Genomic DNA, 25,204 nt, shown 5'->3' on the forward strand with positions numbered 1-25,204 from the left:
AGTTTAACTCGCTCAATTTCTCTGCGACTTAAACCGCAAGCCAAGCCACGCTCCACATGAGAGCCCCACTCGTACCAAGCTTTCATATGAACGGCGACTCGCAAGATAACCAACTCGCCTTTGCGCTTACCCAGCTCACCACCTTGTACCGAGTAGTTTCTAAAATTCCACCAAGCTTTTAATAGCTCAGGATGATGAGCCATTAGGCGATGCACATTAATAGGCCGCCCATTCATATCCTCTTTAACAAAGGAAAGTGACTCATCCCATTGATCAGGGGCTAGCGGGCTCACTGCAAGTTGGTCGGTCATGCGGGGATCCTTAGTTGATTATGATTACCCACAAATAATGGATAAACCTTAGTTTCGATGCAATACAAAATCCGCGAAGTAGCCCTGCCTGTCTGTTAGCAGCCGGCTAATTGTGAAGTCGGTTTTTTCTAAGATCAACTCCAACACCTGTCGACTGTATTTACGCGACACCTCAACATGGATTTTTTCACCCGCAGCGAAGTCATACGTTTTGTTAGTCGCAGCAATATGCACCTGCTGCGCGGTCTGACTAACAATAAAACTTTTGGCAATACCTTCCGCTTCAGTGTACTCAGCCAGATGATCGAACTGCTCAATCACAAAGTTTGCCCCCAGCTCATTATTCATTCGGTGCAGAAGATTCATATTGAATGCTTTTGTCACACCCTGCGCATCATCATAAGCAGGCAACACAATATCGGCAGACTTAATTAAATCGGCACCCAATAACATTTTATCGCCAGCGGCTAGGTTGGCTCCTAAGTCATAGATAAAATTTGCTGCCTCTGCATCGGTCATATTGCCAATATTTGACCCCAAAAACAGCATCACCTTTGGCGCACGGCTCTGCTTCAGGTTCTGCAGTATTTCAAAATAATCACCCTGCTGAGCTTTCAGCGATAAGGTCGGTAGTTCCGCTAACAAGTTACTTGCCAGCAACTCCAACACATACCCTGAAATATCGATCGGCAGATAATCAAACTGATAACCTTGCTCCAGCAATGCTTTTAACAAGTGTTTTGTTTTACTACCATCACCTGCGCCCAACTCAATCAGCTCGAAGTGCTGTTTGGGGCTAACACCCAAAGCATCAATCAATTCCTGAGTTTGCTCAGTGAAAATTTCATGCTCCGCACGCGTCAGGTAGTACTCTGGTAGTTCCATGATCTGCATAAATAGCTCGTCGCCTTTCTGATCATAGAAATATTTAGAAGGTAGCGTTTTATTTTGCTGACTCAGCCCAGCATCGACATCGATCGCGAATTGTTTATTCATTTTGCTAACCTGATTCCAGAGAATTGCCATTGCAGCGGCGGATGAAAGAAGTTGCGATAGGTCAATCGACTATGCCCTGCTGCCGTAACCGTCGCGCCACCTCGCAAGACAATTTGATTCACCATGAATTTCCCGTTGTACTCACCAACTGCGCCGTCACTAATTTCAAACCCGGGATATGGTTGATAAGCAGAGCTAGTCCACTCCCAACGCTTCCCCCATTCCAATGAAGGCGCGGCAACTTCCCATTCAAACTCAGTAGGTAAGCGCGCGCCCTTCCAACAAGCATAGGCATTCGCTTCATAATAAGAGACGTGACACAACATGGCGTCTGGGTCGAGCTTTTGCAATCCGGCTAAGGTGTAGTAAAACCACTCTCCATCAATCTGCTGCCAGTACAGTGGGCTAGCGACTTCATTATTGCTAACCCACGACCAGCCCTCATCCAACCAATAGCCGAAGTTCTGATAACCACCCGCTTCGATAAACTTTAGGTACTCGCCATTGGTCACCAGTGCTTTAGCGATTTCAAAGCGATGCAAATAGACTTTGTGTGGCGAACGCTCGTTATCAAAACAAAAGCCATCACCTCGATAACCAATCGGATAAACATCCTCTTCAACCGTTAGCCAACCCGCTTGTGGATTGTGATCTGCCACCAGACTACTTTCAGGATGATAGACAGGATGTAAAGGATTCAGCGAAAACACGTACTTCAGGTCCATCAGTAATAATTCCTGATGCTGCTGCTCGTGGTTTAGGCCCAGCGTAAGCAGATCTGCAACGTCGGGCGCTAAGGGCTCGGCTAATAATGTTGCCATGTGTTTATCAACATGCTGACGATATTGATAAACTTCATCCACCGTGGGGCGCGTCATAATTCCACGCTGCCCACGAATGGCTCGCGCACCGGCTGCTTGATAATAGCTATTGAATAGAAAGTTAAAGTCTTTATGAAAGACTTCATAGCCGGGCAAGTATTTTTGCAGGATCATGGTTTCAAAGAACCACGTCACATGAGCCAAGTGCCATTTCGGCGGACTGGCAAACTCGACAGCCTGAGGAATGTAATCTTCCGTACAAAGTGGCTCGCACAATTGCTCGGTGCGCCTGCGTGTGCGGAGATACTGTTCTGCTAAAGAGTCGGTCATAAAGTGCCTGCTTAAAATGCGCGTTTTAGGTATTTTAGTAATACGACGCATTTTATCAGGCAGATGCTGAGATGATATTTACCCTGCCATTTGCTTGGTTAAAGCTAACTCACCCAGCCACCGGTATTACCAAAGAGAAGTATTCCTTAGCACCACCCAGCACACTATTGACCGCAACCGAAGCCAGTATTAAACCCATGACACGGCTAATAATACTCGCCCCACTATTTCCAATTAATCGATGTATCCAGCTTGCACCAATTAATAACAACAAGACGATGGCAAGCACCGCAAACATTGATAACGCGGTGAGCCCTTGCTCCATAATATTGTATTCACCATTTTCAGTGAGCAACACCGCCGCCAACATCGCCCCAGGGCTCGCAATGGAAGGCACTGCTAATGGGAAAATCGCCGTATCGGTGGCACTGACCATTTTCAGCTCCTGATCCGGCTTGCTATCCCCAAAAATCATGCTCAAAGCAAACAGGAACAACACAATCCCGCCTGCAATCTGGAAGGCCGATAACGGTACTTTAATTGCATCCAGAATGACTTCGCCCGCGACCAAGAAAAATAGCAGAATGGCCCCGGAAATGAGCACTGCTTTAATTGCGATCTGTCTTTTCACATGCTCTTCGTAAGCACGGGTTACAGCGAGAAAAACAGGCACCGTTCCGATGGGATCAATCACTGCAAAAAAGAAGATAAAGGTAGCAAGGAAGTCGCTCATAACCGTTTTAAAGCTCCATAAAATTGAACAATCAAAATGTGTGGAGCGTCTTGCACCGGTAGGTTAATGCACTCCAAGCATAGGTATGGACAAGCGCTGGCGGTAAACTATCCTCAACTCACACTAAAAAAGACAAATACTAGGCACTTATCCAAATACTACTACAATACGCAAGACTAATGCGCCAAATCAAATCGCTTAATATGAAAAGCCACCCACCAAAACAAACCTGCATCGCGCAAATACAAAAACGCCCATCGTGAGCAACTCACAACGGGCGTTTTTGATTCGAACAATAACTTAGAAAAGCGCGTTAAGCCGCAGCGGTATTCTCAGCATCATGTTCAACCGGTGTTACCATCGACGCGATAACATCATGGATGTCCAGCATACCAACAGCCTTCCCGGTGGCATCAACCACCAAAGCCATCTGCTCATCGGCATCGGTCATCATTTTAGCTGCTTCTTCCAGCAATGCACTGCGACGGACTTTCACCGCGTTATCGCTAAGCTCAGCAGTCACAGGCTTCATGACTGTACGCACTTTGATAACACGACCACGATTCACTTCTTTAACGAAGCTGGCAATATATTCATCCGCAGGCTGCAGTACAATATCTTGTCCTGTTCCCTGCTGAATCACCGCGCCATCACGCAAGATAGCGATCTGATCACCTAAGCGCAAAGCCTCATCCAAGTCATGTGTGATAAACACAATCGTCTTTTCCAGCTCATCCTGAATATCCAACAGTACTGTCTGCATATCCATACGAATAAGTGGATCGAGTGCAGAAAATGCCTCATCCATCAACAAGATATCCGCATCGTTAGCCAGCGCACGCGCCAAACCAACACGCTGCTGCATACCACCAGACAACTGATTCGGATAGTTATCCTCAAAGCCAGCCAAACCAACACGGTCTAACCAACGCTGAGCGCGACGCTTGCTCTCACCCTCTGGAACACCCTGAATCTCCAAACCGAAGACCGTGTTTTCCATGACAGTGCGGTGTGGTAGTAGAGCAAACTTCTGAAACACCATCGCTGTTTTATGACGACGGAATTCACGCAGTGCGCTCTTCTTCATTTGGCAAACATCAACGCCATCGTAAAGTACTTCACCAACCGTCGGATCAATCAAGCGATTGATGTGACGAATCAACGTCGACTTACCAGAGCCGGATAAGCCCATCACCACCTGAATCTGACCTGCTGGCATATGGATATTAATATCCTGCAAACCTAGTACGTGGTCATACTGATCATTCAAATCTGTTTTCGACAGGCCGTTTTTGACCATGTCGACATACTTTTCGCCGTGAGGGCCGAAGATTTTGTACAGATTTTTGATTTCAATGCTTTGACTAGCCATGAACTACCTCTGAATGTTTTTGCAGACGCTTACCGTAAGCCTGGCTGGCACGGTCAAAGATAATCGCAATACCAACAATCGCTAAGCCATTGAAAATACCCAAAGTGAAATACTGGTTAGCAATCGCTTTAAGTACTGGCTGACCCAGTCCCTGTACACCAATCATTGAAGCCACAACCACCATCGACAAAGCCATCATAATGGTCTGGTTAATACCGGCCATAATAGTCGGTAGCGCCAAAGGCATTTGGATTTTCATCAGTCGCTGCCAAGAAGAGGCACCGAAGGCATCACCGGCTTCCAGAATATCCTTATCAACCAAACGAATACCTAAATTGGTCAAACGAATAATGGGCGGAATGGCATAAATGATAACGGAGATCAGACCCGGCACTTTACCGATTCCCAGTAGCATAACCACCGGAATCAAATAAACGAAGGCAGGCATCGTTTGCATAACATCAAGTACGGGGGTGACGATTCGCTGAACCAGCTGCGAGCGTGACATCAGTATCCCGATCGGTATACCGACTACGATAGCGAGCATGGTCGCCACAAAGGTCATCGACACCGTCTTCATGGTGTCTTCCCACATGTCAAAGAAACCGATCAGTAATAGTGTGATGATGGTACCTATCACAATTTTCCAGCTACGGCTCCCTAGCCAAACCAAACCTGCGATTAGCACCATAATGATGGGCCATGGCGTGTCTAGCATAAAATCTTCGGCCAGAATCATAAACTGCTTAACTGGCTCGAAAATCATCTCGATTGTCTCGCCGTATTCGCGAGTAAATCCCTTAAAACCCGCATCAATTCCCTTCTTCAACGCCCGAAGGCTGTCGATGGGCATGTGCGGAAACTCGTTATACCAACTCAATATGTATTCCTCGTTTTAGACGACAAAGAAAGCCCGCAATGTATCTGTGCATTATTTTCAGAGACTTTCCTTATCCAGAATTAAAAAAGGCGACAAAAATTCTGCCGCCTTGCCTGCTTATTTTGCTTTATTTCTTAATCTTTTCAGCAACGTCTTTAGATACCCACTTAGTCCAGATATCTTCACGAGTCTTAATAAACTCTTCTGCCGCTTCTTCACCAGTTGCCTGGTTATCTGTCATCCATGCCAACAGCTGACCAAGGTCATTGTTACGAATAGAACGACGTGAGAAGTAGCTCAGTGCAATCGCAGAGCTATCCATGAAGTCTTTAGTTACAACGGTAGATACGCGTGATGCTCTCCAGTCATTGATCTTTGGATCTTCACAATCTGCAACACCCGTACATTTTTCCCAGTGCTCTTGATCGTGTGGCGCATCAATCTTCAGCTTAACCATGTCGTACTTACCCAGTAATGAGGTAGGTGCCCAGTAGTAAGTCATGAAGCCTTGCTTACGCTCGTAAGATTTAGCGATTGCGCCGTCAAGACCGGCTGATGAACCTGGATCAACCAGCTCAAAGCCTTTCTTTTCCATATCGTACGCTTTAAACAGATTCTGCATGATCAACTGGCAATTCCAACCAGCAGGGCAACCAATGATCGCGCCTTTATCATCATCTTCAGGATGTGGGAACAGCTCAGGACGCTTCAGTGCATCTTCAACAGACTTAATGTCTGGATTAGCATCTGCCATGTACTTAGGAATCCAGATACCTTCTTCACCACCATCCGACAGAATATCAACTGTGCGGTATAAACGACCTTCTTCGATCGCTTCTCTCAGTGGCTCTTCCAATGAATTGGTCCAAAGCTCAGTTGCGACATCTGGCTTACCCTTCTCATTCATCGAAGTGAAGGTAGGCATGGTGTCACCAGCAACCATCTCTACGTCACAATCGTAACCCTTCTCCAGAATTAGCTTGTCCACTGCAGATAATACTTCTGCGGACTGCCAGTTCATTGAGGCAATAGTGATGTCTCCACATTCGTGTGCGCTTGCTGAACCTGCAAAACCCAAACCAGCTAGTATCAATGTTGATGCTAGGAGTTTTTTCATCGTGATCTCTCCAATATTTTCATTACTTGTAATAGAGCGGCATACCCCATTTAACGCCCTGCTTTTGAGGGCTACCAAATTTTCTGCCGCCGTTAATATAACACAGTCAATCATTACTTCTGGCCAAACAGCCTTTTAATCTGAGTAATAACGTCTCATTTTTGAAAATATAACCGCCCTCAGAGACTAAACAAAACTTAATATTAGCAATTATTCGCCTAAGATAGACGTCTATTTGTTTACTATCAATACAATTCTATAAAAACTAGATGCTATCGCAATTAACTGCCTGAATCGGGATAACCTTGCTTTGTCTTGGTGTTTTTTCCAACGCTTTCTCGATCATATTCGCTTTAACCGATGGCTTTGCTAAACGCTTATCAAACCAAAAACCAACCGGCTGCTCAAAGCCCAAACCGTGCATATAGTTGTACAACGCCTTTTTCAGCCCTTTACCCAGCAATTCGTGATCAGCCACCACCGGATCGCTAAACTCAATATCGTTACTGGCAAATCCTGCAAAGGCTGGCGGGTGCAATGTCACCCCATATTGCTCTGGCTTCTGCCCAACCGGACTGTGAATCGTTGCTGAGAAACGATGCCAATAGGCAGAGTGAATGCATTTGTGCATCATGAGCTGGCGTACATATTCTAACGAGTCGACAGTTTCCGCTTCAGTCTGCGAGGGGAAGCCATACATAAGATAGGCATGCACCAAAATGCCCGCATCGGAAAATGCTTTGGTCACTCGCGCCACTTGCTCGACCGTTACGCCTTTTTTCATCAGCTTCAGCAATCGATCGGAAGCCACTTCCAAACCACCGCTGACCGCTACACAACCAGAGTCCGCTAATAACTGGCAACGCTCTGGCGTGAACGTCTTTTCAAAACGAATATTTCCCCACCAGGTAATAACGATGCCTTTCTCAATCAGCTTACGCGCCATGGCAAACATGACTTTAGGCGGTGCCGCTTCATCCACAAAGTGAAAGCCCGTTTGACCCGTTTCGGCGATTAGCGTTTCAATGCGCTCAACAATAATGTCAGCTCCGGCCTCATCGTAGCGCCCGATATAATCCAAGCCGATATCGCAGAAGCTGCACTGCGTCCAATAACAGCCGTGCGCCATGGTGAGCTTATTCCAGCGCCCATCGCTCCAGATACGATGCATGGGGTTTAGCATTTCACATAAAGATAAGTAGGAATCCAGCGGTAAGCCTTCATACACCGGCGTACCAATCGCGCGATGCGGAATATCCGGTAGCGCGGACTGCTGCTGATAACACACCGCGCCATCATCCAAATAATAAGTACGGTGTAAATCCTGACGCTCGCAATTACCCAAAAGGTGTTTGTACAAACGCAATAACGGCTGCTCGCCATCATCCAGCAGGATAAAATCCACAAACTCAAAAATACGCGGATCACTCAAGCTACGCAGTTCAGTATTAATATAACCGCCACCGAGCACGATGTGCGTGTTAGGCGAATGCTCCCGACAGGCCCGCGCAATTTGTAACGCACCCAGCATATTGCCGGGGAATGGCACGGTGATACCCAAGACATCGGGCTGCGTTTCTTGTAAATGCGCAACGACTAAGTGCTGAAGTGTGGCTTCGACCAAACTCACATCCGCATTGAGAATGCCATACAGATCGTCAAATGAAGGATTGGATGCAGCAAGGCTTTCACCGTAACGGGAGATTTCAAAGTTAACATCAACACCTTGATGAATCACCTGCACTAAGTCATCGATAAACAAAGTGGCCAAATGCTTGGCTTTATCCTGCGTGCCCAGCTCACCAAAAGCCCACTGCAAAATATCACCAGTGGCTTCGTCCAAACCGTGCAATCCTTCAAACGCAGGACCCTCCGGTAAAAATCGTCGCGACACAATCCGCAGCGCCAAACTCGGGTCTTTGCCTTGCAGGAAACGAATCGCAGGCGTTACACATTGGCGATATTGCTCAAACTCCGCCATAAACTGATAAATCACATCCGGCAGTTCGTCATCCTCAAATTCGGCGTAGTTATCTTCAACCACTCCCAGAATCTGCTCCAGCCCCTCGGGCGTTAGCAAGGTGAGTAACAGCTCAATGGCCAGATCGCGCTGCGCCACGACAAAACCCTGTTCACGCAAAAAGCCAGTCAGATACGCTGTCGCAGGGTACGGCGTATTAAGCTGGGTCATCGGAGGAATGCAAAATAATGTTTTCATCGTCGTATTTTATATGATTTTAAGCAGAAACGGCATCAGCATGAATATGGCCTTTCATTAGCCCAGTCATGCACTATCGTCCTTACTTGTCTTGTGTTAAATTGACTTAAACAATAATAAAAAAAGAGAGTAAAATCGGCCTGCCTGATTAATTTTACTATGACGTCATGCATGCCTAATACATACAATAAATAACCCGCAGCTCTCTGGGTTTACAAGTGCTCACACAATGGACAAAGACGTATCAGCTAAAACCGAATCGGAGAAAGTCCGGCTCGAGAATAAAGTGATTAAAACAGACCTACAATATCTTGTAGGACTGGTTCGCGCACACCTGAATTTAGACATCGCTTTTATTGCTAAATATGAGAAAGGGCAACGGGTGTTTTTGCACATTGATAGCAAGACCGAAGACAGCCCAATAAAGCCGGATGACTCCGACCCCTTTGAACAAACCTATTGCTACAAAATCACCCAAGGCGAACTGCCTGAAATCATTAATGATACCAGCGCAAACCCCATTACCCGTGGCATGGCGGTCACCAAAGCTTTGGACATTAAAAGCTATATTGGTGTACCGATCAGAACCGCTGATGGTAAATTATTTGGTACATTTTGTTGTATAGGCCATCAGGTTGAACCGGCTTTAAGCGAGCGCGACCTTGCCTTTATTAAAGTGTTTGCTGAGTTTGCAGGCAAGCAGATTGACCAAACCCGCCAACAGAGTAAAGATAGCCGAATCGTTGAAGATAAAATATTAGCGATGATCGAGTCACTCGACTTTGAAATTGCGTTCCAGCCGATTTATAACATGAACTTACAGCGCGTGGTGGGTTACGAAGCACTTTCCCGCTTTCCCGGCATACCTTACAACTCCCCTGATTACTGGTTTAAAGAAGCCTCCGATGTCGGGCTTGGTGAAGTGCTTGAAGCGCTAACCACCAAAAAAGCGCTGAGCCAAATGGACCTACTCCCTGAAAATACCTACCTCTCACTAAATGCCAGCCCGGAATATATTATCAATGGCTCGGTTGGTCGTTTATTAGAGCAGGTTTCAGGCAAGCAGATTGTGCTGGAAATCACCGAGCATGCCCGCATCAGTAATTATGATGCACTCAGAGCAGCCCTACTCCCCTTGCGAGCCAAAGGCATTCGCTTAGCGATTGATGATGCCGGTGCAGGCTATGCCAGTTTCCAGCATATTTTAGAGTTAGGCGCAGATATTATTAAGCTAGATATTAGCCTGATTCGCAATATAGACAAGGATTCGGCGAGACGTGCACTCACCTCCGCAATGATTTCATTTGCTAAAAATACGGACTGTGAAATTATTGCAGAAGGCGTTGAAACCGCTGAAGAGCTTGAGACGCTCTGTGTGATTGGCGTTAGCAAAGCACAGGGATATTTTATTGGCCGGCCAATGTCGACCGCTCAAATTGCCGAATCCAGCGCATTTACCATGCCTCCTGAGATAAGCAAAAACGCTTAAGCTCAGGTGGCAGTCACAAAATAGGCTTTATTTCTTTTTATACCACGCGCCACAGCAGTGGAAACTTAGGATTAAAGATTGTCATCGAACCGCCTGCAACCGACAACTTCTCTGAAATATCCACTGGCTGCGTCTGCTTTTCCAAAGTCATCATCGCCTCGTTCACAGATTTGCCGTAAAACACTGGTCCATTCAGTGATGCAAAGCGCTCCAAGTTTTCCAGCTTGCCTTCATTTTCAAATACATGTGCCAATACCGACATCGTCACCGACACATTGAAAATACCAGCACAGCCGCAAGCACTCTCTTTTGCACCATCCAAATGCGGCGCAGAATCTGTGCCTAAAAAGAAACGCGCATCACCTGAGGTTGCCGCTTCGACCAAAGCCAAACGATGCGTTTCGCGCTTAGCCACTGGCAAGCAGTAATAATGCGGCTGAATACCACCGACCAGCATGGCGTTACGATTAATCGTTAAATGATGCGGAGTAATAGTTGCTGCCACATTCGACTCACAGGATTTTACAAACTCGACGCCATCGGCCGTTGTAATGTGTTCAAGCACGATTTTCAGCTCAGGGAACTGCTTGCGCACACCCGATAAAATCCGCTCGATAAATACCGCTTCGCGATCAAAGATATCAATCGCCGCATCCACGACTTCACCGTGCACCAACAATGGCATGCCAATATCCTGCATGGCTTCCAGTACCGGATAAATCGCTTCGATATTTTTAACGCCAGCAGCGGAATTCGTGGTTGCACCCGCCGGATATAACTTAGCCGCTGTGATATCGCCATTGGCAAACCCCGCACGCACATCGGCAGGATCTGTTTGCTCCGTCAGATACAACGTCATCAAAGGCTCAAAGGCCGAACCCGCTGGCAGCGCATCCATAATACGCGCGCGATACGCAATCGCATCCTGCGTTGTAATAACTGGCGGCACCAGATTTGGCATAATAATGGCGCGCCCAAAATGGTTGGCGGTATAGCCTGCAACGGCTTTGAGCATCTCGCCATCGCGTAAATGCAGATGCCAATCATCCGGTTGGTGTAATGTGATTTGAGTCGCGTCGGCCATGCTAATTCCCTGATTGACTATGTGAATGCGCGTAAGCATAGCATTATGCAGACGCTTAGTAATCAGTCGGCATGTGTCACGCTCGCGAATCAATGCTCACCAAGTGATGCGTCCATTTTGGCCGACTGGCAAACTATTTTCCTGCTCAAACTTAAACCGGACTTCCTGAGTTCTGGCTTGCCCCGTAACTATCGCCACAACCGAGCGCAGCGTGACTGGCAGCTGCTTATCCGCCACCTCAAAATAAATCTGCTTAGCCTGCTTTAAACTCGTCAACTCGTTGACCGCTAACGAGGCCGTCACTTCAGCATCGCTAATCGCAATTAACTGAAACGCTTTTTCACCCGGCGCAATACGCTGCCCCAGTTGCACCATGCGTTGCACAATCTGCCCATCAAACGGGGCGCTTATCGTACAGCGGGACACCATTAAGGCTTCTGTTTTCAATCGGGCTTTGGCGGCGGATAACTTTGCCTCAATGGCTGTAATATCGGTTTTGGCCGCTTCCACATTACTCATTGCCGCGCGGGTTTTAGCTTGCTGCGCTTTGACCATTGCCTGAGCAGCGGTCGCCGTTGCCTGAGCGGTACCAATATCTGACTGCACTCCCACCAAAGCAGACTCCACCGCACTGCACTCCGCTTGCGCCGCTCGGTATTCGGTTTGAGCTTTATCCAACTCTTGTTGCGAAATTAGCCGTTGCTGGCGTAGGTTCCGGCTACGTTGCAATTCGATATTTGCCAGCTGGCATTTAGCCGCATCCGCATTAACTCGGGATTTCGCTGCATTGTATTTTGATTTTGCCAAGGCAATTCGCGAGCGCTCTGCATCGGCTTGTGCCTGAGTGAGCTCCTCATTCGCTTTGCTGGCTTGGATATCGCTCAAGCGAATTTGAATGATTGATTGCGCTGATAGCAATTGCGCGCTCACCGTTTCAATATCGGCTTGTGCCTGCTCTAAGCGCGCATCATATTCCCGACAATCCAGATGCGCTAATTCATCACCCTGCTTTACGGTATCGCCAACATCCACATTAATGCGGTTGATATTCGCTGAGACTTCCGCACTCACCAGCGCATCTTTCAAACTTAAAATGCTAGCTGGAACACTATCGGTCGTTTGCAGTTTTGTCACACTTGTGGCGACCACCTCTTCCGCCAAAGCCAGGTTCACCGGCAAATTCGACACACATAACAAGCTAACACTCAATACAGATAACGCAGACAAACGATTCATGACGGACTCTCAGTTTTATTATAATCAGGCCTCACCTGTGAGGTTCAGGTGAGGCTTTCAAACAGTCGCACGGCATTAATACCCCCTCGCCGTGCAACGAATGGCTTACATTTTCATATCTTCGCCATCGACAACGGTGCCGCCAGCAATTTTGTCGCACGTGCCTTTAGGCAAGGTGATCCACTCTTCCGGGCCGTAATCTTCCTTCGCCATTCCGGCACAGGCGTGCTCGCTCGTGCCGCACTCATTCATGCCCGCTTTGACAATACCGGAGCAACGCTCAGTTTCTGGCTTCGCATCATCAGCGGTTGCACTGCCTGCACCCACTACGCCCAACGCCAATACGCCACTAATGGCAGCACTCATTAACAATTTATTTTGAGACATTATTTATTCCTCATTTCAGATTTAAAGTAACAGCATTAAAACGACCGGCGTTTCCAGATCAAATAGATCGCCGGAATTACCAGCAGAGATAGCAATGGCGCTGTAACCATGCCACCAATCATGGGAGCTGCGATGCGCTGCATCACCTCCGAGCCTGTTCCGGTACCCAACATAATTGGCACCAAACCAGCAATAATAACCGCCACCGTCATGGCTTTTGGCCGTACCCGCATCACCGCGCCTTCCATAATCGCAGCGCGCAAATCCGATTCTTGATTGATTCCGCCCTTATGCTCTTTCAAGGCGTTATCTAAGTAGACCAACATAATCACGCCGAATTCCGCAGCGACACCCGCTAACGCAATAAAGCCGACCATTACCGCCACCGACACATTGAATTCCAGAATCCACAAATACCAAACACCACCCGCCAAGGCGAAAGGCAATGACAACATCACCACCAGCGCCGAAATCATATTGCTAAAGGTCAGATACAGCAGGATAAAGATAATCACCAATGCCATTGGCACCAGCAGCTTCAACTTTTTCTCTACGCGCAGCATGTATTCGTATTGCCCTGCCCATGTAATGGAGTAACCCGGTGGCAACTTGATGCGCTCAGCCACTCGGGCCTGTGCAGACTCAAGATAGCCGCCCAGGTCTACGCCGCGAATATCCACAAACGTCCAACCATTGAGGCGTGCATTCTCTGTTTTAATCATCGGTGGGCCTTCGGTGAATTGCAGGCTTGCCACCCGAGACAAGGGAATGTGCTCGCCAGTTGGCGTTACGATTGGCAGCTCCAGCAATTTATCGATGCTGTCTCGGCTATCGCGCGGATAACGCAAATTCACCGGATAACGCTCTAGGCCTTCCACGGTATTGGTAACATTCGCGCCACCTACAGCCGAACCAACCACCGTTTGAATATCGGCGATGTTTAAACCAAAGCGAGCGGCCGCTTGGCGATCAGGAGTCACCTCGATATAACGCCCACCAGAAACACGCTCTGAGAAAACCGACGCAGTACCGTCTAAATCACCCAGCGCCGACTCAATTTCTTTACCAATCTCCTCAATGACCTTGAGATCTTGCCCCGCTACCTTGATACCAACCGGCGTTTTAATCCCAGTCGCCAACATATCAATACGGGTTTTGATCGGCTGCACCCAAGCATTGGTTAAGCCCGGAAATTTCACTGTGGCATTGAGCTCAGCGATTAGCTTTTTCAGCGTCATCCCCTCGCGCCATTCGGATTTATCTTTAAGTAAAATGGTGGTTTCGATCATGGTTAACGGTGCAGGATCGGTTGCCGTTTCTGCCCGACCAATTTTGCCAAATACACGCTCCACTTCAGGTAGAGTTTTAATCAGGCGATCCGTTTGCATCAGCATTTCCTGTGCTTTACCAATCGACACGCCCGGTAAGGTGGTCGGCATATACAGGAGGTCACCTTCCTCCAGCTCTGGCATAAACTCAGAGCCTAACTTTTGGTAAGGGAAAATCACCGACACCATCACCAGCAAGGCAATAACAATCGTCGCCTTCGGCCAGTTGAGACAAGCTTTAAGCGCGGGTTTATACAGCGCTATTAGCAATCGGGATAAGGGGTTTTTCTGTTCGTTTGGAATATGTCCTCGAATGAAATATCCCATCAACACGGGAATCAAGGTGACCGATAAACCGGCTGCGGCGGCCATCGCATAAGTTTTGGTATAAGCCAGCGGCGAAAACATTCGTCCCTCTTGAGCCTCAAGCATAAACACTGGCACAAAGCTCAAGGTGATAATCAGCAACGAGAAAAACAACGCTGGCCCTACTTCTGCCGCCGCTCGCTCAATCACTTCCCAACGGTCTTCAACCTGACCATTTTCCTGCCAACGCTCCAAGTGTTTATGAGCGTTTTCAATCATCACAATCGCGGCATCGACCATCGCGCCAATGGCTATCGCAATACCACCCAGTGACATGATATTGGCGTTAATTCCTTGCTGCTGCATGATGCTAAACGCAATCAATACGCCCAGAGGCAAACTGATAATCGCCACCAACGCCGAGCGCAGGTGAAACAGAAACACCAAACACACCAGCGCCACTGCAATAAATTCCTCACCCAGCTTAAAGGTTAGGTTATCAACAGCGCTTAAAATCAGCTCCGAGCGATCATAAGTCGTCACAATCTCGAAGCCTTCTGGCAGTCCGCCCTTCAGGGTTTCGAGCTTGGCTTTGACGTTATTGATCACCTCTAACGCATTTTCACCATAGCGCATGACCACAATGCCGCCGACTACTTCACCTTCGCCATCCAAGTCCACAATGCCGCGACGCATTTGCGGACCGAGCTGGATATCGGCCACATCGCGTAGCAGAATTGGCGTACCGCTACCGGCATTGACGCCGACCGGTATCAGCTCAATATCTTGCAGATTATTCAAATAGCCTTTGGCGCGAATCATGTATTCGGCCTCGCCCAACTCCATCACCGAGCCACTGGTTTCCTGATTACCACGCTGAATTGCGCGCTTTAATTGATCTAATGTGAGGTTATAAGCACGCAAGCGCTGCGGGTCGGCAATCACCTGATATTGCTTAACCATGCCGCCAACCGTTGCCACTTCCGAGACACCGGGAACCGTTTGCAATTCAAACTTCAGGAACCAATCCTGCAAGCTACGCAGCTGTGATAAATCCTGCGAACCCGTGCGATCGACCAGTGCATATTCATACACCCAACCCACGCCGGTAGCATCCGGCCCCAGCCTTGGTTGAACATCGGCTGGTAATTGGCTGGCTGCTTGGCTCAAATACTCCAACACCCGCGCACGCGCCCAGTAAATATCCGTGCCATCCTCAAAAATCACATAAACAAAGGAGTCACCAAAAAAGGAAAAACCGCGCACGGCCGTGGCTTTAGGCACCGATAGCATGGTGGTGGTAATCGGGTACGTAACCTGATCTTCCACCACTTGCGGCGCTTGTCCGGCATAGCTGGTTTTGATAATCACTTGCACATCAGAAAGATCAGGAATGGCATCCAGCGGCGTCATCTTCACCGAGATAATGCCCCACACCATAAGCAGGCCCGCCAGCATCAATACCAAAAAGCGCTGCTGAATGGATAAGGCAATCAGTTTTCTTAACATTATCCGACCCTTACTGGCTCATGCGCTGAAAGCTAGCTTGCAGATTGCTTTCTGAATCAATCAAAAATTGCCCTGACAGCACAACTTCATCCCCAACCTCTAAACCTTCAGTGATTTCCACCTGAGTCGCGGTTTTAATTCCCACTTTCACTACCACCGGTTTGTAGTGGTTTTCCTCAGTCACTTTCACCACCCGATAGCCTTCTGAGCTTGGAATAAGCGCCTCACGAGGAATGGTCACCGCGCCCGCTACGGGGCGATTATTGATTTTCACGCTGGCAAACATATTGGGTTTTAGCAGGCCATCTTCATTTTTAAACTTTAGCCGTACCTGCAAGGTGCGCGTTTTGGCATTTAACTCAGGATAAATATAATCCACCCGTCCCGTCCATTTTTCACCCGGCAGCGCATCCACTTGCATAGTGGCCTGAGCGCCCTTGCGGACCCAATTCAACTGATCTGGAAATACATCCACGATCACCCACACATTGCTTAAATCCGCAATCGCATACAGCAAGGTCGCTGGTGTGACATACATGCCATCGCGCACGCCAATCTCTGTGACCACGCCATCAATCGGCGCAATAATGGGCACATGTGGCGTAATGGTTGCACGCTGCTCCAGATCTTTAATCACCGACTCCGAGACTTCCATCACGCGTAAGCGTGTCAGCACATCAACCTGTTTTTGGCGCTCGCTGGTGCTGCGCAAGGCCGTCAGGTAATCCTCTTGTGCGGTGTAAATTTCCGGAGAATAGTAACTGGCTAAGCGCTGACCTTGTTTGGCTTTATCCCCCAACACTCGCACCACGGGGTCTTTAATCCAACCACTGGCGCGTGCGTGAATATGAAAGAGTTTGCTCTCGTCATAGCGCACATAGCCAACCGTATCAATCGCGCGCGATAAGGTTCGTTTGGTAACTTTGCCTGTTCTCACGCCCATGCTTTGAGCGGTACTGGAAGAGACGCTGACAATCGGCATGCCATCACCACCGCCTTCACCCACCACTTTAAGTACCAGATCCATGCCACAAATCGGGCACGAGCCTTCCTCGCCCTGCTGAACTTGAGGGTGCATCGGGCAGATGTAAGTTGGGTCTGCGTGTTTGTTTGCGTGTTGCTCGGGCGAGTCCTTACGGGCCTCAACTAAGGGCTCAGAGCCAGGAATAATGCGCTCCAATCCGTCGGCGTGGGCCGTGCTAAAAAGACCGATAATAGCCAAGATCGCCACACCCGCAACGGGCGTAGTCCAATACTGTTTCATGCGTCATACTCAGGTAAATGAAAAGAACTTCAGATAAAACTAAGCTGGCATAACCCTGGGAGGTCGGTGATTTAGCGGGAGAAATAGCGTGAGAACGCTAGGAATGGCCATGGCCAACGGCATCGAGAAACCAATAAAATTGGCGGCATAAGGATGGATTTCATCCGGCACTTTAGCCGTATTAAAATGACCGCATTGGCAGTCATCCATATCGCAAAGCTTATAACTTGGAGACGCTGATTTGGCCGCTTCGACCATATCATCTGCGGGCATTTCCATCATGTGTGGCTGATGGCAAGGCGGCAAGGTTTGCGCAACCTTTTCAACCGATTCAGGCCCAGACATTCTCACCCACATCGACGCGGACGACACTGAGTTCAGCGTCATCAACAACAAGGTGAATAGAATAATGAGTGCTTTCAACGGAATATTTTGCTCGATTAATTAGCAAAAACTGTTACATAAAATAGTAGCTCGGGCAAGCTAAATAAAGGAACTCACCCATCCCTGCTGCACAGCGCTCGCCAATAAAGTCGCGACCTCTGCCTGAAACTCAGAGCTTAAGCCCTCCAAAGTAACGCCCTGCTGAACGGCTTGCAAAAACTGCCACTGCGCCAGCGATAAACGACTCTGCTGCAGCCTTCGCCCTTGTCGCCAAATGATGAGATACGTTTCATTTTCCAGCTGAATATTCGCTAACTGCGCTGAAACTTGTTGGATATCACTTGATTGATGCGCCAGCCAAACCTCATCCGCTGCGACATCACAGTGCAATAATTGTGCCGATTGCGGTAAGAAAAAGCACAAGGCCGCTTGTTGCTGTTCATCCAAATGGGCCAACTGAGCAAAGTCACTAACTGCCTGATTCGCTTTATGCCATGCCACATGCCGCGCCCATTCCAAACACGCAACATCCACAATCCAGCCAAGGGTTTTGAGCGCTTCATGTTGCTTTAAAAAGTCGACAAAGGTCGCGCCAAACTCTGGCAAATAAGGCGTACCCGGTGGCTGCTGGTCGATATACACATCACACAATAAATCAAACCGTTGCTCGCCAATCAGCTGCCGACACACCGGATACAAAGCCGCTAAATGCTGACTTAAAATGCCATGCGCACTATTGCGATAAATGCCCACGCGCTGTGCGGCGCTTAACTCGCCCTGCGCTTGCACATAGCCACTAGCAGCTTCCACATCAGCCTTGGCATTGGTGCTAAATAGGGCTTGAGCAAATGCCTGTTGCAACTGGGTAAGATCCATTATGCCAGCTTGCCAATGCGATCTAGAATGATCGTGGCTTTATCCGCCTCGGCTAATAACACAGCCAGTGAAGGAATATTATTATCCCACTCGATTAAGGTCGGGACTGGGCCAAGCGTTTGCAGGGCAGTTTCATACAATGCCCACACAGGTTCGGATACCGGATAGCCATGCGTATCCAGCAAATGCGTACCGCGATCCTCAAAGCCGGCCAAATGTAATTGACGCACCCGCTCTGCCGGAATCGCACTCAAATAATCCTCAGCCTCAAAGGCATGATTACGCGCGCTCACATAGATATTATTGATGTCTAACAACATGCCGCAATCCGCCGCCTCAGCCACTTCGCTGAAAAACGCCCACTCCGGCATCACCGAATCTTTATATTGCAAATAGCTGGAGACGTTTTCGATAATCAATTCACGCCCTAAAAATTCCTGCGCCTGCTGAATACGGGCTGCAACATGCTCAATCGTGGCTTGGGTATAGGGCAAAGGAATCAAGTCATGTGTGTGCATACCATGCACCGCCGACCAACACAGGTGATCAGAAATCCATGCCGGATTCACCTGATCAGCTAAGGCTTTCAGACGTTTTAAATAATCCTGATTTAAAGGATCAACCGAGCCAAGTGAGAGCCCAACACCGTGCATCACCAGTGGATAATGCTCCACAATCTCCAGCAAATAATCCTGCTGCACACTACCCTCAACCAGATAATTATCGCTCAACACCTCCAGCCAAGGAATCGCAGGACGCTCCGCTAAAATCTGCTCGATGTGTGAAAACCGCAGCCCGATACCGCAGCCCGAAATTATCTGATTCATTGTATTAAACACCCTGAAGGAGTTGGCAGTATCTCAACTCTCAGCGTGCCTGTCACATACCCCTGCATAAACATTACACTTCCAAATCAACCCATTGATGAATTGATTTATCACGGCCTTGTCTGCAAAATGGCCTGAGTAAGCTTTCATTTCCCTAATCAGTTTAGACAGTAAAAATAACAGGAGGTTATTATGAAAAGAGCCATGACAATACTGGCTTCAGCCATCACTTGTGCGCTGATCAGTAGTACCGTTATTGCTAAAGAATCCCGCTATCCGGAATTTGGCCACGGTCGTATTGAGCAGAATCTGGTAAAAGCCAGCGAGTACATGGTGTCATCCGCCAACCCTTATGCCAGCGAAGCCGGTATGCGCATACTAGCCAAAGGCGGCAGTGCGATTGATGCGGCGATTGCGGTGCAATTAGTGCTGAACCTGGTTGAGCCTGAGTCCAGCGGAATCGGTGGTGGAGCCTTCTCACTGTATTGGGATAATGCTGAGAAAAAACTCTCCAGCTACGATGGTCGCGAAAAAGCGCCAATGGGCGTTGATGGCAAATTATTCCAGCAAGATGGCAAGAACATGAACTGGTGGGAAGCACTCGCTGGTGGTCGTTCGGTCGGTGTTCCCGGCGTATTAGCCATGTTGGAAAAAGCGCACCAAGCACACGGTAAACTGCCATGGGCTGAGCTGTTTGAAGATGCGATTCGCTTATCGGAAGAAGGCTTTGAAGTCTCGCCTAAGCTGGCGGCATCGGTTGCTGAGAAAACGAATCCGGCATTAGGCCGTTACGAAGCCACCTGGAACTACTTCTTCCCTGATGGCAAGCCACTAGAAGCTGGCACCATGAAGAAGAACCCAGAGTTTGCAATGACCTTGCGTCGTATTGCCCTACTTGGTTCTAAAGGGTTCTATAAAGGTCAGATTGCCATGGATATCGTGGGCGCTGTGCAATTTACAGCCGCTGATAACCCTGGAAAAATGATGCTGAGCGATTTGGCCAACTACGAGGCGATTGAACGCCCACCAGTTTGCGCTGAATACAAAACTTACAAAGTGTGTGGCATGGGACCACCAACCTCTGGTGGAATGACGGTTATCCAGATGCTTAAGCTGCTGGAAGATAAAAACCTCAGCCAATACGAGCCACTCTCTGTTGAAGCCGCTCACCTGTTTGCACAAGCTGGCCGCTTAGCCTATGCCGATCGTGGTACTTATATGGCCGATGCCGATTTTGTAAATGTGCCGGTTGAAGGCCTGATCAATCCGGAATACCTGAAAGAGCGCGCCAAGCTGATCGGCGATAAAGATATGGGCGATGCCACCGCGGGTACCCCACCGAATGCCAATATCAACTGGATTGCGTCCAAGTCACCTGAGCAGCCAAGCACCACGCACTTCAGCATTGTCGATAAAGAAGGCAACGGCTTCTCAATGACCTCTAGTATTGAAATGGCGTTTGGCTCTACCGTGATGGTTCGTGGCTTCCTACTAAACAACCAGCTGACCGACTTCTCATTTAGCGATGAAAAAGATGGCGAGAAAATTGCTAACCGTGTCGAGCCGGGCAAACGTCCTCGCAGCTCAATGTCGCCATTCATGGTGTTTGATAAAGATGACAACCTGAAAATGCTGATCGGCTCACCGGGCGGCAGTCGCATCATCAACTACGTGGCGCAAACCATGTTGGGTGTGCTGGAGTGGAATCTGGATGTGCAAACAGCGATTAGCATGCCTCACTATGTGAACCGCAATGGCGCAACCGATCTTGAGCAAGATACCGATGCGGCTAAACTAAAGGAAGGCTTGGAAGCCCTAGGCCATACCGTTAGCGTGCGCGACCTTAACTCGGGTCTGCATGGTATTACCATTGGCGAAGATGGCATGGAAGGTGGAGCTGATCCACGCCGTGTTGGTCGGGCTTTAGGTAAGTAACACTCGCTTAAATTCAGGCTTTGATTGCTCGCTTCAATGGGAGTGATCAGAGCCTGTCACTTAAAGTAAAGCAAGCCTATCCGGCAGATTAAACTCTCCTTGCTCTGAGGTTTGAAACGTAAGCACCTCAACCACCGCATCAGCATTAATCGCCCCATAAATATGCGGATACAGTTCACCCAAATCCGATAGATCTTCATCCACAACCTCACTCTCTAGCTGGCTGCGATCAATGCACAGTATCAACGGCCCTTCGACATCCTTAAAATATTTATTGGCAACCCGAAGTAGTTGATGAGGGTAGGAGCAATGAATGAAACCTTCCGCCTCCAAGCTTGGCTCTGTGTGTATACCTTTCTGTTTTGACTGACTCCACTTTTCGGCGGTTGTAATGCAATAGATCAACGTGTTCTCTATGCCCATGGCTGTTTTCCTCATGATATTTACCCAACGGTTGAAACACTCTTTTCAGACCCCATCGTCTGTAGGGTACCAATAATTGGAGAGTTTAAATGAACAAGACACTTATTATCGGCGCTAGCGGACAAATCGGTAAAATGACCACCCAGCAAATGCTGGACAATGGCCACGCCGTCGTTGCACTCGTGCGTGATAAAAGCAAGCTAGCTGATATTTCCAGCGACAAGCTACAGATCGTTGAAGCCGACCTAGAAGAAGATTTTAGTCATGCATTTGAAGGCTGCGATCAGGTGATTTTCAGTGCTGGCTCCGGTGGTAAAACCGGTGCAGACAAAACCATGCTGATTGATCTATGGGCTGCCTGCAAAGCCGCAGATTACGCTAAAGCCGCCAATGTATCGCACTTTGTAATGGTAAGCTCAATTGGCGCGGATGAGCCATCTTCCGGCTCTGAAAAAATGAGACCCTATCTAGTTGCCAAGCACATGGCTGATGAGCATTTGATCCGCAGTGGTCTCAACTACACCATTCTCAGACCCGGCTCATTAAACGATAATGACGCCACCGATAAAGTACAAACCCAGCGCCCGAGCAACAGAGATGACATGGTAATTAGCCGTGAAGATGTCGCTCATGCGCTAAGTTATGTTGTGGGTAAGACTGAGCTGAATGGCAAGATATTTGAGCTGTTTAATGGGGATAAAGACTTCGCCGAGGTGTTGAATTAACTAGCCCTCTAACCGCTTAATGGCACATCCTATATTTAGTGCCCTATGCCACTCATAGGGCACTATAATTTTTGCTCCGCTAGTGTCGCTTCAACCTCTCACGGCAACTCTTCTTCATTAGACAGATAAAGCTGGCACTTCTGAACAAAACAAGCCTTTATCCATTCAATAGGCCACATACTCAACCAGCAACTCATTTTTATCTTTACTGAGAATAATACCTATCAGTAGATTACCATCTTCAATATTTTTCTCAGCTGCAAAGTACACCATCTGTTTACTCGTAACCCAATTTACGTAAAGAGCCCGCCATTTCCTTTTCTAATACCGCCAACTCATTCTGCAACTCCAAGCGCTCAGCCCACACAGCCCTTAAATCAATCTCCACTTTCTCTTCAAATGTATCGACATATCGCGGAATATTGAGGTTGTAATCGTTACTATGAACCTCCTCGAGACTGGCAAGATAGGAATATTTATCAATGCTTTCACGAGCATGGTAGGTATCGACAATTTTATGGATATTCCTAATAGTTAGGCGGTTTTGGTTTTTGCCTGATTCAAACTCGCGGGAAGCATCGATAAACAGGACTTTATCATCAGTTTTTTTCTTTTTAAAGATCAGAATCACAGCGGGAATACCCGTCCCAAAGAACAACTTTTCTGGTAAACCAATCACCGTATCCAGCAGGTTTTCATCGATCAGTTTTTGACGGATTTTACCCTCGCTAGAGGAGCGAAATAATACACCATGGGGTACTACAACGCCCATGCGACCGGTATCAGGCTTGAGGGTTTCAACCATGTGAGAGATAAATGCGTAATCAGCTTTACTTTTGGGTGGCACACCCCGCCAGAAGCGCCCAAAGCGATCCTCAACTGCGTTTTCATATCCCCATTGAGACATACTAAATGGGGGATTGGCAGTCACTACGTCAAAATGCAGCAAGCCGCCCGCTGAGTCTTGAAGCTTGGGATTGCGAATGGTGTCGCCCCATTCAATACGATGGTTGTCTTCACCATGCAAAAACATATTCATTTTTGCCAGCGACCACGTTGAGCCAACTTTTTCTTGACCGTAGAGTGTGTACTTTCTTGAGCCATTGAAGTTTTTCTGCACCTGTTTACCACACTTTATCAATAGTGACCCCAAGCCACAGGCAGGGTCGCAAATGGTATCTCCTTCTTGTGGTTCAAGGATAATCGACAACAAATCAGAGACCTCAGATGGAGTGTAGAACTCCTCCGCCGACTTACCAGTACTCTCTGCGAAGTGTTTAATCAGGTATTCATAAGCATTTCCAATCACATCTAGTGTGCCAACACAACTCGGTACAAGATTAAGTGCATCCCGACCAAAGTCTTCCAACAAGTGACTTAATATATCGTTCTTTTGCTTTTCAACACCCAGTCTATCCGTATTGAAACTGATTCCTTGAAACACGCCTTCCAGCTTGCTGTTAGCTTCTTCAATGGAGTGTAGTGCTTTATCAATTCGCTCGCCGTTTCCTTCTCTATGACGCGCCTCATACAAATCCCAAAATGAGCAACCATGGGGAATGTTATAAGACTCAGCGGTTAACCCCGTCGCCTTGTTCCGATGCATGTCTGAAATGTACTTCAGGAAAAGCATGGTGAGGATGAAATCTTTATAATCAAATGGCTCCAATATGCCGCGAAAAGTGTCACAAGCGTACCAAACGGCCTTGTTGATTTTATCTTGGTTTATTTCATTATTCATTCTGAACTCTCCATCTGAATCTGCATGCATAGTTGACCGTATAGCAAGTCGCCATTATCAACTATTCGTTTATATATCTCCTTTTGAGCCAGCCAATTTTTATGGATTACTTCAATCCTTTGTTGCTGCTCCCTTGAAGGCAGTAGCAATGGCATGTTTGAAACAGTTTTAGATGAAACTTTCGCTATATTCGAGCCTTCACTCCCTCTCTTAAAATAGTACTGCCCAAGTGGTGAATTAATAAACCATTGTAGATAATAAGGAGAAACCCACTCAGTGTTACAACGAATTACTGCCGTTTGATTAGTCGAAACAGCAGGCTCAGAGAGAGTATTTTCAAAAACTGCTGCTGAAAAAACAGGCCCCCTAAGACGGAGAAGAACATCACCAGATGCTAAAAAATGCCTTTGGGGTGACCCCTCGGGCTCAACTCTAACTAGCTCACTCAGATCCACATAGCCATCAAGCGTAATATTCTTAGTTTGAATCAAGTAACAAGATCCCTTATCACCTAAATCCTTGATTGCCGAATTAAATGCTAAGCCTAATCTTACTTCTGCTAAATCACCTAAAACATTAGACTTACTCACTATTTGCTCCATAAAGCCTCTCTCCTTAGTTCTGAGTAAAATCAACAGAAAGGGTTTGCTTCACATCAATCTCACCAATAACAAGATGATAATCCATATTTACCGCAAAACTTGAACAGTGAATAAAAATGACGATGAACAAATTTATTAGCAGGACCAAGATACGTTCTTTTTTAATCACGTACTTTTCGCGAGCAGGTTGTGTTTCTTTCATAGGTTTTCTCCAATACAGTGTTATTTCATTAGTAATATCATCAAATATAGTAGAACTCTACTACACGATTGGCACACTATAGACTAACTCTGCATTCAAAGTAAATAG

Annotated in this window: 23 protein-coding genes (1 of these 23 only partly in view); 3 read left to right on the forward strand and 20 right to left on the reverse strand. The window is 47.6% G+C overall.

Annotated elements, in window-relative coordinates:
* From LEUMU_RS26170 to LEUMU_RS26175, 8 genes are all read right to left on the reverse strand, one after another.
* Positions 1-311, reverse strand: partial view of a carboxymuconolactone decarboxylase family protein gene (locus LEUMU_RS26170; protein ID WP_022953000.1) — the 5' portion only. It extends 277 nt beyond the left edge of the window; 311 of the gene's 588 nt are visible here — the first part of the coding sequence; its start codon is at positions 309-311; the stop codon falls past the left edge of the window.
* Positions 312-359: 48 nt separating this feature from the next.
* The gene (egtD, locus tag LEUMU_RS0114475; protein ID WP_022953001.1) at positions 360-1,307 is read right to left on the reverse strand and encodes an L-histidine N(alpha)-methyltransferase; all 948 of its coding nucleotides are present in this window, start codon (positions 1,305-1,307) and stop codon (positions 360-362) included.
* Positions 1,304-2,458 carry an ergothioneine biosynthesis protein EgtB gene (egtB, locus tag LEUMU_RS0114480; protein ID WP_022953002.1) on the reverse strand — a complete coding sequence of 385 codons (1,155 nt, stop codon included), beginning with the start codon at positions 2,456-2,458 and terminating at the stop codon, positions 1,304-1,306. The genes egtD and egtB overlap by 4 nt, the downstream gene beginning before the upstream one ends.
* A 109-nt stretch (positions 2,459-2,567) precedes the next feature.
* A complete protein-coding gene (locus LEUMU_RS0114485) occupies positions 2,568-3,191 on the reverse strand; it encodes a MarC family protein (protein WP_022953003.1) in 624 nt (207 codons plus the stop codon).
* A 313-nt stretch (positions 3,192-3,504) separates the two neighbouring features.
* On the reverse strand, positions 3,505-4,563 hold the full coding sequence (locus LEUMU_RS0114490; protein ID WP_022953004.1) for a quaternary amine ABC transporter ATP-binding protein: 1,059 nt from the start codon (positions 4,561-4,563) through the stop codon (positions 3,505-3,507).
* Positions 4,556-5,443, reverse strand: coding sequence for an ABC transporter permease (locus tag LEUMU_RS0114495; protein ID WP_026744793.1), 888 nt, complete (start codon positions 5,441-5,443; stop codon positions 4,556-4,558). The genes LEUMU_RS0114490 and LEUMU_RS0114495 overlap by 8 nt, the downstream gene beginning before the upstream one ends.
* A gap of 127 nt (positions 5,444-5,570) precedes the next feature.
* Positions 5,571-6,560, reverse strand: coding sequence for an ABC transporter substrate-binding protein (locus LEUMU_RS0114500; protein ID WP_022953006.1), 990 nt, complete (start codon positions 6,558-6,560; stop codon positions 5,571-5,573).
* Positions 6,561-6,825: 265 nt separating this feature from the next.
* On the reverse strand, positions 6,826-8,778 hold the full coding sequence (locus LEUMU_RS26175; protein ID WP_084708109.1) for a B12-binding domain-containing radical SAM protein: 1,953 nt from the start codon (positions 8,776-8,778) through the stop codon (positions 6,826-6,828).
* A gap of 229 nt (positions 8,779-9,007) precedes the next feature.
* On the opposite strand from LEUMU_RS26175, the gene LEUMU_RS26180 reads away from it, so the two are divergent.
* Positions 9,008-10,267, forward strand: a complete 1,260-nt coding sequence (locus LEUMU_RS26180; RefSeq protein ID WP_022953008.1) for a sensor domain-containing phosphodiesterase — start codon at positions 9,008-9,010, stop codon at positions 10,265-10,267.
* 37 nt (positions 10,268-10,304) lie between these two features.
* Here the strand turns inward: LEUMU_RS26180 and pyrC are convergent, their stop codons facing one another.
* The 8 genes from pyrC to bufB all read right to left on the reverse strand — a co-directional run bounded on the left by pyrC (position 10,305) and on the right by bufB (position 19,468).
* On the reverse strand, positions 10,305-11,351 hold the full coding sequence (pyrC, locus tag LEUMU_RS0114515; protein WP_022953009.1) for a dihydroorotase: 1,047 nt from the start codon (positions 11,349-11,351) through the stop codon (positions 10,305-10,307).
* Positions 11,352-11,447: 96 nt separating this feature from the next.
* Positions 11,448-12,587: an HlyD family secretion protein gene (locus tag LEUMU_RS0114520; protein WP_022953010.1), complete on the reverse strand. Its 1,140-nt coding sequence runs from the start codon at positions 12,585-12,587 to the stop codon at positions 11,448-11,450.
* Positions 12,588-12,692: 105 nt separating this feature from the next.
* Positions 12,693-12,974 carry a BufA1 family periplasmic bufferin-type metallophore gene (locus LEUMU_RS0114525; protein WP_022953011.1) on the reverse strand — a complete coding sequence of 94 codons (282 nt, stop codon included), beginning with the start codon at positions 12,972-12,974 and terminating at the stop codon, positions 12,693-12,695.
* Between the two features lie 35 nt (positions 12,975-13,009).
* Positions 13,010-16,117, reverse strand: coding sequence for an efflux RND transporter permease subunit (locus LEUMU_RS0114530; protein WP_022953012.1), 3,108 nt, complete (start codon positions 16,115-16,117; stop codon positions 13,010-13,012).
* 10 nt (positions 16,118-16,127) lie between these two features.
* Positions 16,128-17,381 carry an efflux RND transporter periplasmic adaptor subunit gene (locus tag LEUMU_RS26185; protein WP_022953013.1) on the reverse strand — a complete coding sequence of 418 codons (1,254 nt, stop codon included), beginning with the start codon at positions 17,379-17,381 and terminating at the stop codon, positions 16,128-16,130.
* A gap of 39 nt (positions 17,382-17,420) precedes the next feature.
* A complete protein-coding gene (locus LEUMU_RS0114540; protein ID WP_157474352.1) occupies positions 17,421-17,804 on the reverse strand; it encodes a hypothetical protein in 384 nt (127 codons plus the stop codon).
* Between the two features lie 60 nt (positions 17,805-17,864).
* Positions 17,865-18,641: an HvfC/BufC family peptide modification chaperone gene (locus tag LEUMU_RS0114545; RefSeq protein WP_022953015.1), complete on the reverse strand. Its 777-nt coding sequence runs from the start codon at positions 18,639-18,641 to the stop codon at positions 17,865-17,867.
* Positions 18,641-19,468 carry an MNIO family bufferin maturase gene (bufB, locus tag LEUMU_RS0114550; protein ID WP_022953016.1) on the reverse strand — a complete coding sequence of 276 codons (828 nt, stop codon included), beginning with the start codon at positions 19,466-19,468 and terminating at the stop codon, positions 18,641-18,643. Before bufB ends, LEUMU_RS0114545 begins: the two co-directional genes overlap by 1 nt.
* Before the next feature lie 192 nt (positions 19,469-19,660).
* Here bufB and ggt point away from each other — a divergent pair, with 192 nt between their 5' ends.
* Positions 19,661-21,403, forward strand: a complete 1,743-nt coding sequence (gene ggt / locus LEUMU_RS0114555) for a gamma-glutamyltransferase (protein ID WP_022953017.1) — start codon at positions 19,661-19,663, stop codon at positions 21,401-21,403.
* A gap of 60 nt (positions 21,404-21,463) precedes the next feature.
* On the opposite strand, the gene LEUMU_RS0114560 is transcribed toward ggt, so the two are convergent.
* A complete protein-coding gene (locus tag LEUMU_RS0114560; RefSeq protein WP_022953018.1) occupies positions 21,464-21,826 on the reverse strand; it encodes a DUF952 domain-containing protein in 363 nt (120 codons plus the stop codon).
* Between the two features lie 89 nt (positions 21,827-21,915).
* Between LEUMU_RS0114560 and LEUMU_RS0114565 the strand changes: the two genes are divergently transcribed.
* Positions 21,916-22,551: an SDR family oxidoreductase gene (locus LEUMU_RS0114565; RefSeq protein WP_022953019.1), complete on the forward strand. Its 636-nt coding sequence runs from the start codon at positions 21,916-21,918 to the stop codon at positions 22,549-22,551.
* A gap of 277 nt (positions 22,552-22,828) precedes the next feature.
* Here the strand turns inward: LEUMU_RS0114565 and LEUMU_RS0114575 are convergent, their stop codons facing one another.
* Genes LEUMU_RS0114575 through LEUMU_RS0114585 form a run of 3 tightly spaced genes read right to left on the reverse strand, consistent with a single transcriptional unit; the run spans position 22,829 to position 25,096 of the window.
* Positions 22,829-24,292: a type I restriction-modification system subunit M gene (locus tag LEUMU_RS0114575; RefSeq protein ID WP_022953021.1), complete on the reverse strand. Its 1,464-nt coding sequence runs from the start codon at positions 24,290-24,292 to the stop codon at positions 22,829-22,831.
* A complete protein-coding gene (locus LEUMU_RS0114580; RefSeq protein WP_211223028.1) occupies positions 24,289-24,882 on the reverse strand; it encodes a restriction endonuclease subunit S domain-containing protein in 594 nt (197 codons plus the stop codon). Before LEUMU_RS0114580 ends, LEUMU_RS0114575 begins: the two co-directional genes overlap by 4 nt.
* Before the next feature lie 25 nt (positions 24,883-24,907).
* Entirely contained in the window at positions 24,908-25,096 is a 189-nt protein-coding gene (locus LEUMU_RS0114585) for a hypothetical protein (protein ID WP_022953023.1), read from the reverse strand.
* Positions 25,097-25,204 lie beyond the last annotated feature (108 nt).

Source organism: Leucothrix mucor DSM 2157 (assembly GCF_000419525.1).
GTDB classification, from domain to species: domain Bacteria; phylum Pseudomonadota; class Gammaproteobacteria; order Thiotrichales; family Thiotrichaceae; genus Leucothrix; species Leucothrix mucor.

Coding starts and splice junctions, on each gene's coding strand:
- egtD (WP_022953001.1), bottom strand. CDS start 1,307: ATGAATAAACAATTCGCGATCGATGTCGATGCTGGGCTGAGTCAGCAA.
- egtB (WP_022953002.1), bottom strand. CDS start 2,458: ATGACCGACTCTTTAGCAGAACAGTATCTCCGCACACGCAGGCGCACC.
- LEUMU_RS0114485 (WP_022953003.1), bottom strand. CDS start 3,191: ATGAGCGACTTCCTTGCTACCTTTATCTTCTTTTTTGCAGTGATTGAT.
- LEUMU_RS0114490 (WP_022953004.1), bottom strand. CDS start 4,563: ATGGCTAGTCAAAGCATTGAAATCAAAAATCTGTACAAAATCTTCGGC.
- LEUMU_RS0114500 (WP_022953006.1), bottom strand. CDS start 6,560: ATGAAAAAACTCCTAGCATCAACATTGATACTAGCTGGTTTGGGTTTT.
- LEUMU_RS26175 (WP_084708109.1), bottom strand. CDS start 8,778: ATGAAAACATTATTTTGCATTCCTCCGATGACCCAGCTTAATACGCCG.
- LEUMU_RS26180 (WP_022953008.1), top strand. CDS start 9,008: ATGGACAAAGACGTATCAGCTAAAACCGAATCGGAGAAAGTCCGGCTC.
- pyrC (WP_022953009.1), bottom strand. CDS start 11,351: ATGGCCGACGCGACTCAAATCACATTACACCAACCGGATGATTGGCAT.
- LEUMU_RS0114520 (WP_022953010.1), bottom strand. CDS start 12,587: ATGAATCGTTTGTCTGCGTTATCTGTATTGAGTGTTAGCTTGTTATGT.
- LEUMU_RS0114525 (WP_022953011.1), bottom strand. CDS start 12,974: ATGTCTCAAAATAAATTGTTAATGAGTGCTGCCATTAGTGGCGTATTG.
- LEUMU_RS0114530 (WP_022953012.1), bottom strand. CDS start 16,117: ATGTTAAGAAAACTGATTGCCTTATCCATTCAGCAGCGCTTTTTGGTA.
- LEUMU_RS26185 (WP_022953013.1), bottom strand. CDS start 17,381: ATGAAACAGTATTGGACTACGCCCGTTGCGGGTGTGGCGATCTTGGCT.
- LEUMU_RS0114545 (WP_022953015.1), bottom strand. CDS start 18,641: ATGGATCTTACCCAGTTGCAACAGGCATTTGCTCAAGCCCTATTTAGC.
- bufB (WP_022953016.1), bottom strand. CDS start 19,468: ATGAATCAGATAATTTCGGGCTGCGGTATCGGGCTGCGGTTTTCACAC.
- ggt (WP_022953017.1), top strand. CDS start 19,661: ATGAAAAGAGCCATGACAATACTGGCTTCAGCCATCACTTGTGCGCTG.
- LEUMU_RS0114560 (WP_022953018.1), bottom strand. CDS start 21,826: ATGGGCATAGAGAACACGTTGATCTATTGCATTACAACCGCCGAAAAG.
- LEUMU_RS0114565 (WP_022953019.1), top strand. CDS start 21,916: ATGAACAAGACACTTATTATCGGCGCTAGCGGACAAATCGGTAAAATG.
- LEUMU_RS0114575 (WP_022953021.1), bottom strand. CDS start 24,292: ATGAATAATGAAATAAACCAAGATAAAATCAACAAGGCCGTTTGGTAC.
- LEUMU_RS0114585 (WP_022953023.1), bottom strand. CDS start 25,096: ATGAAAGAAACACAACCTGCTCGCGAAAAGTACGTGATTAAAAAAGAA.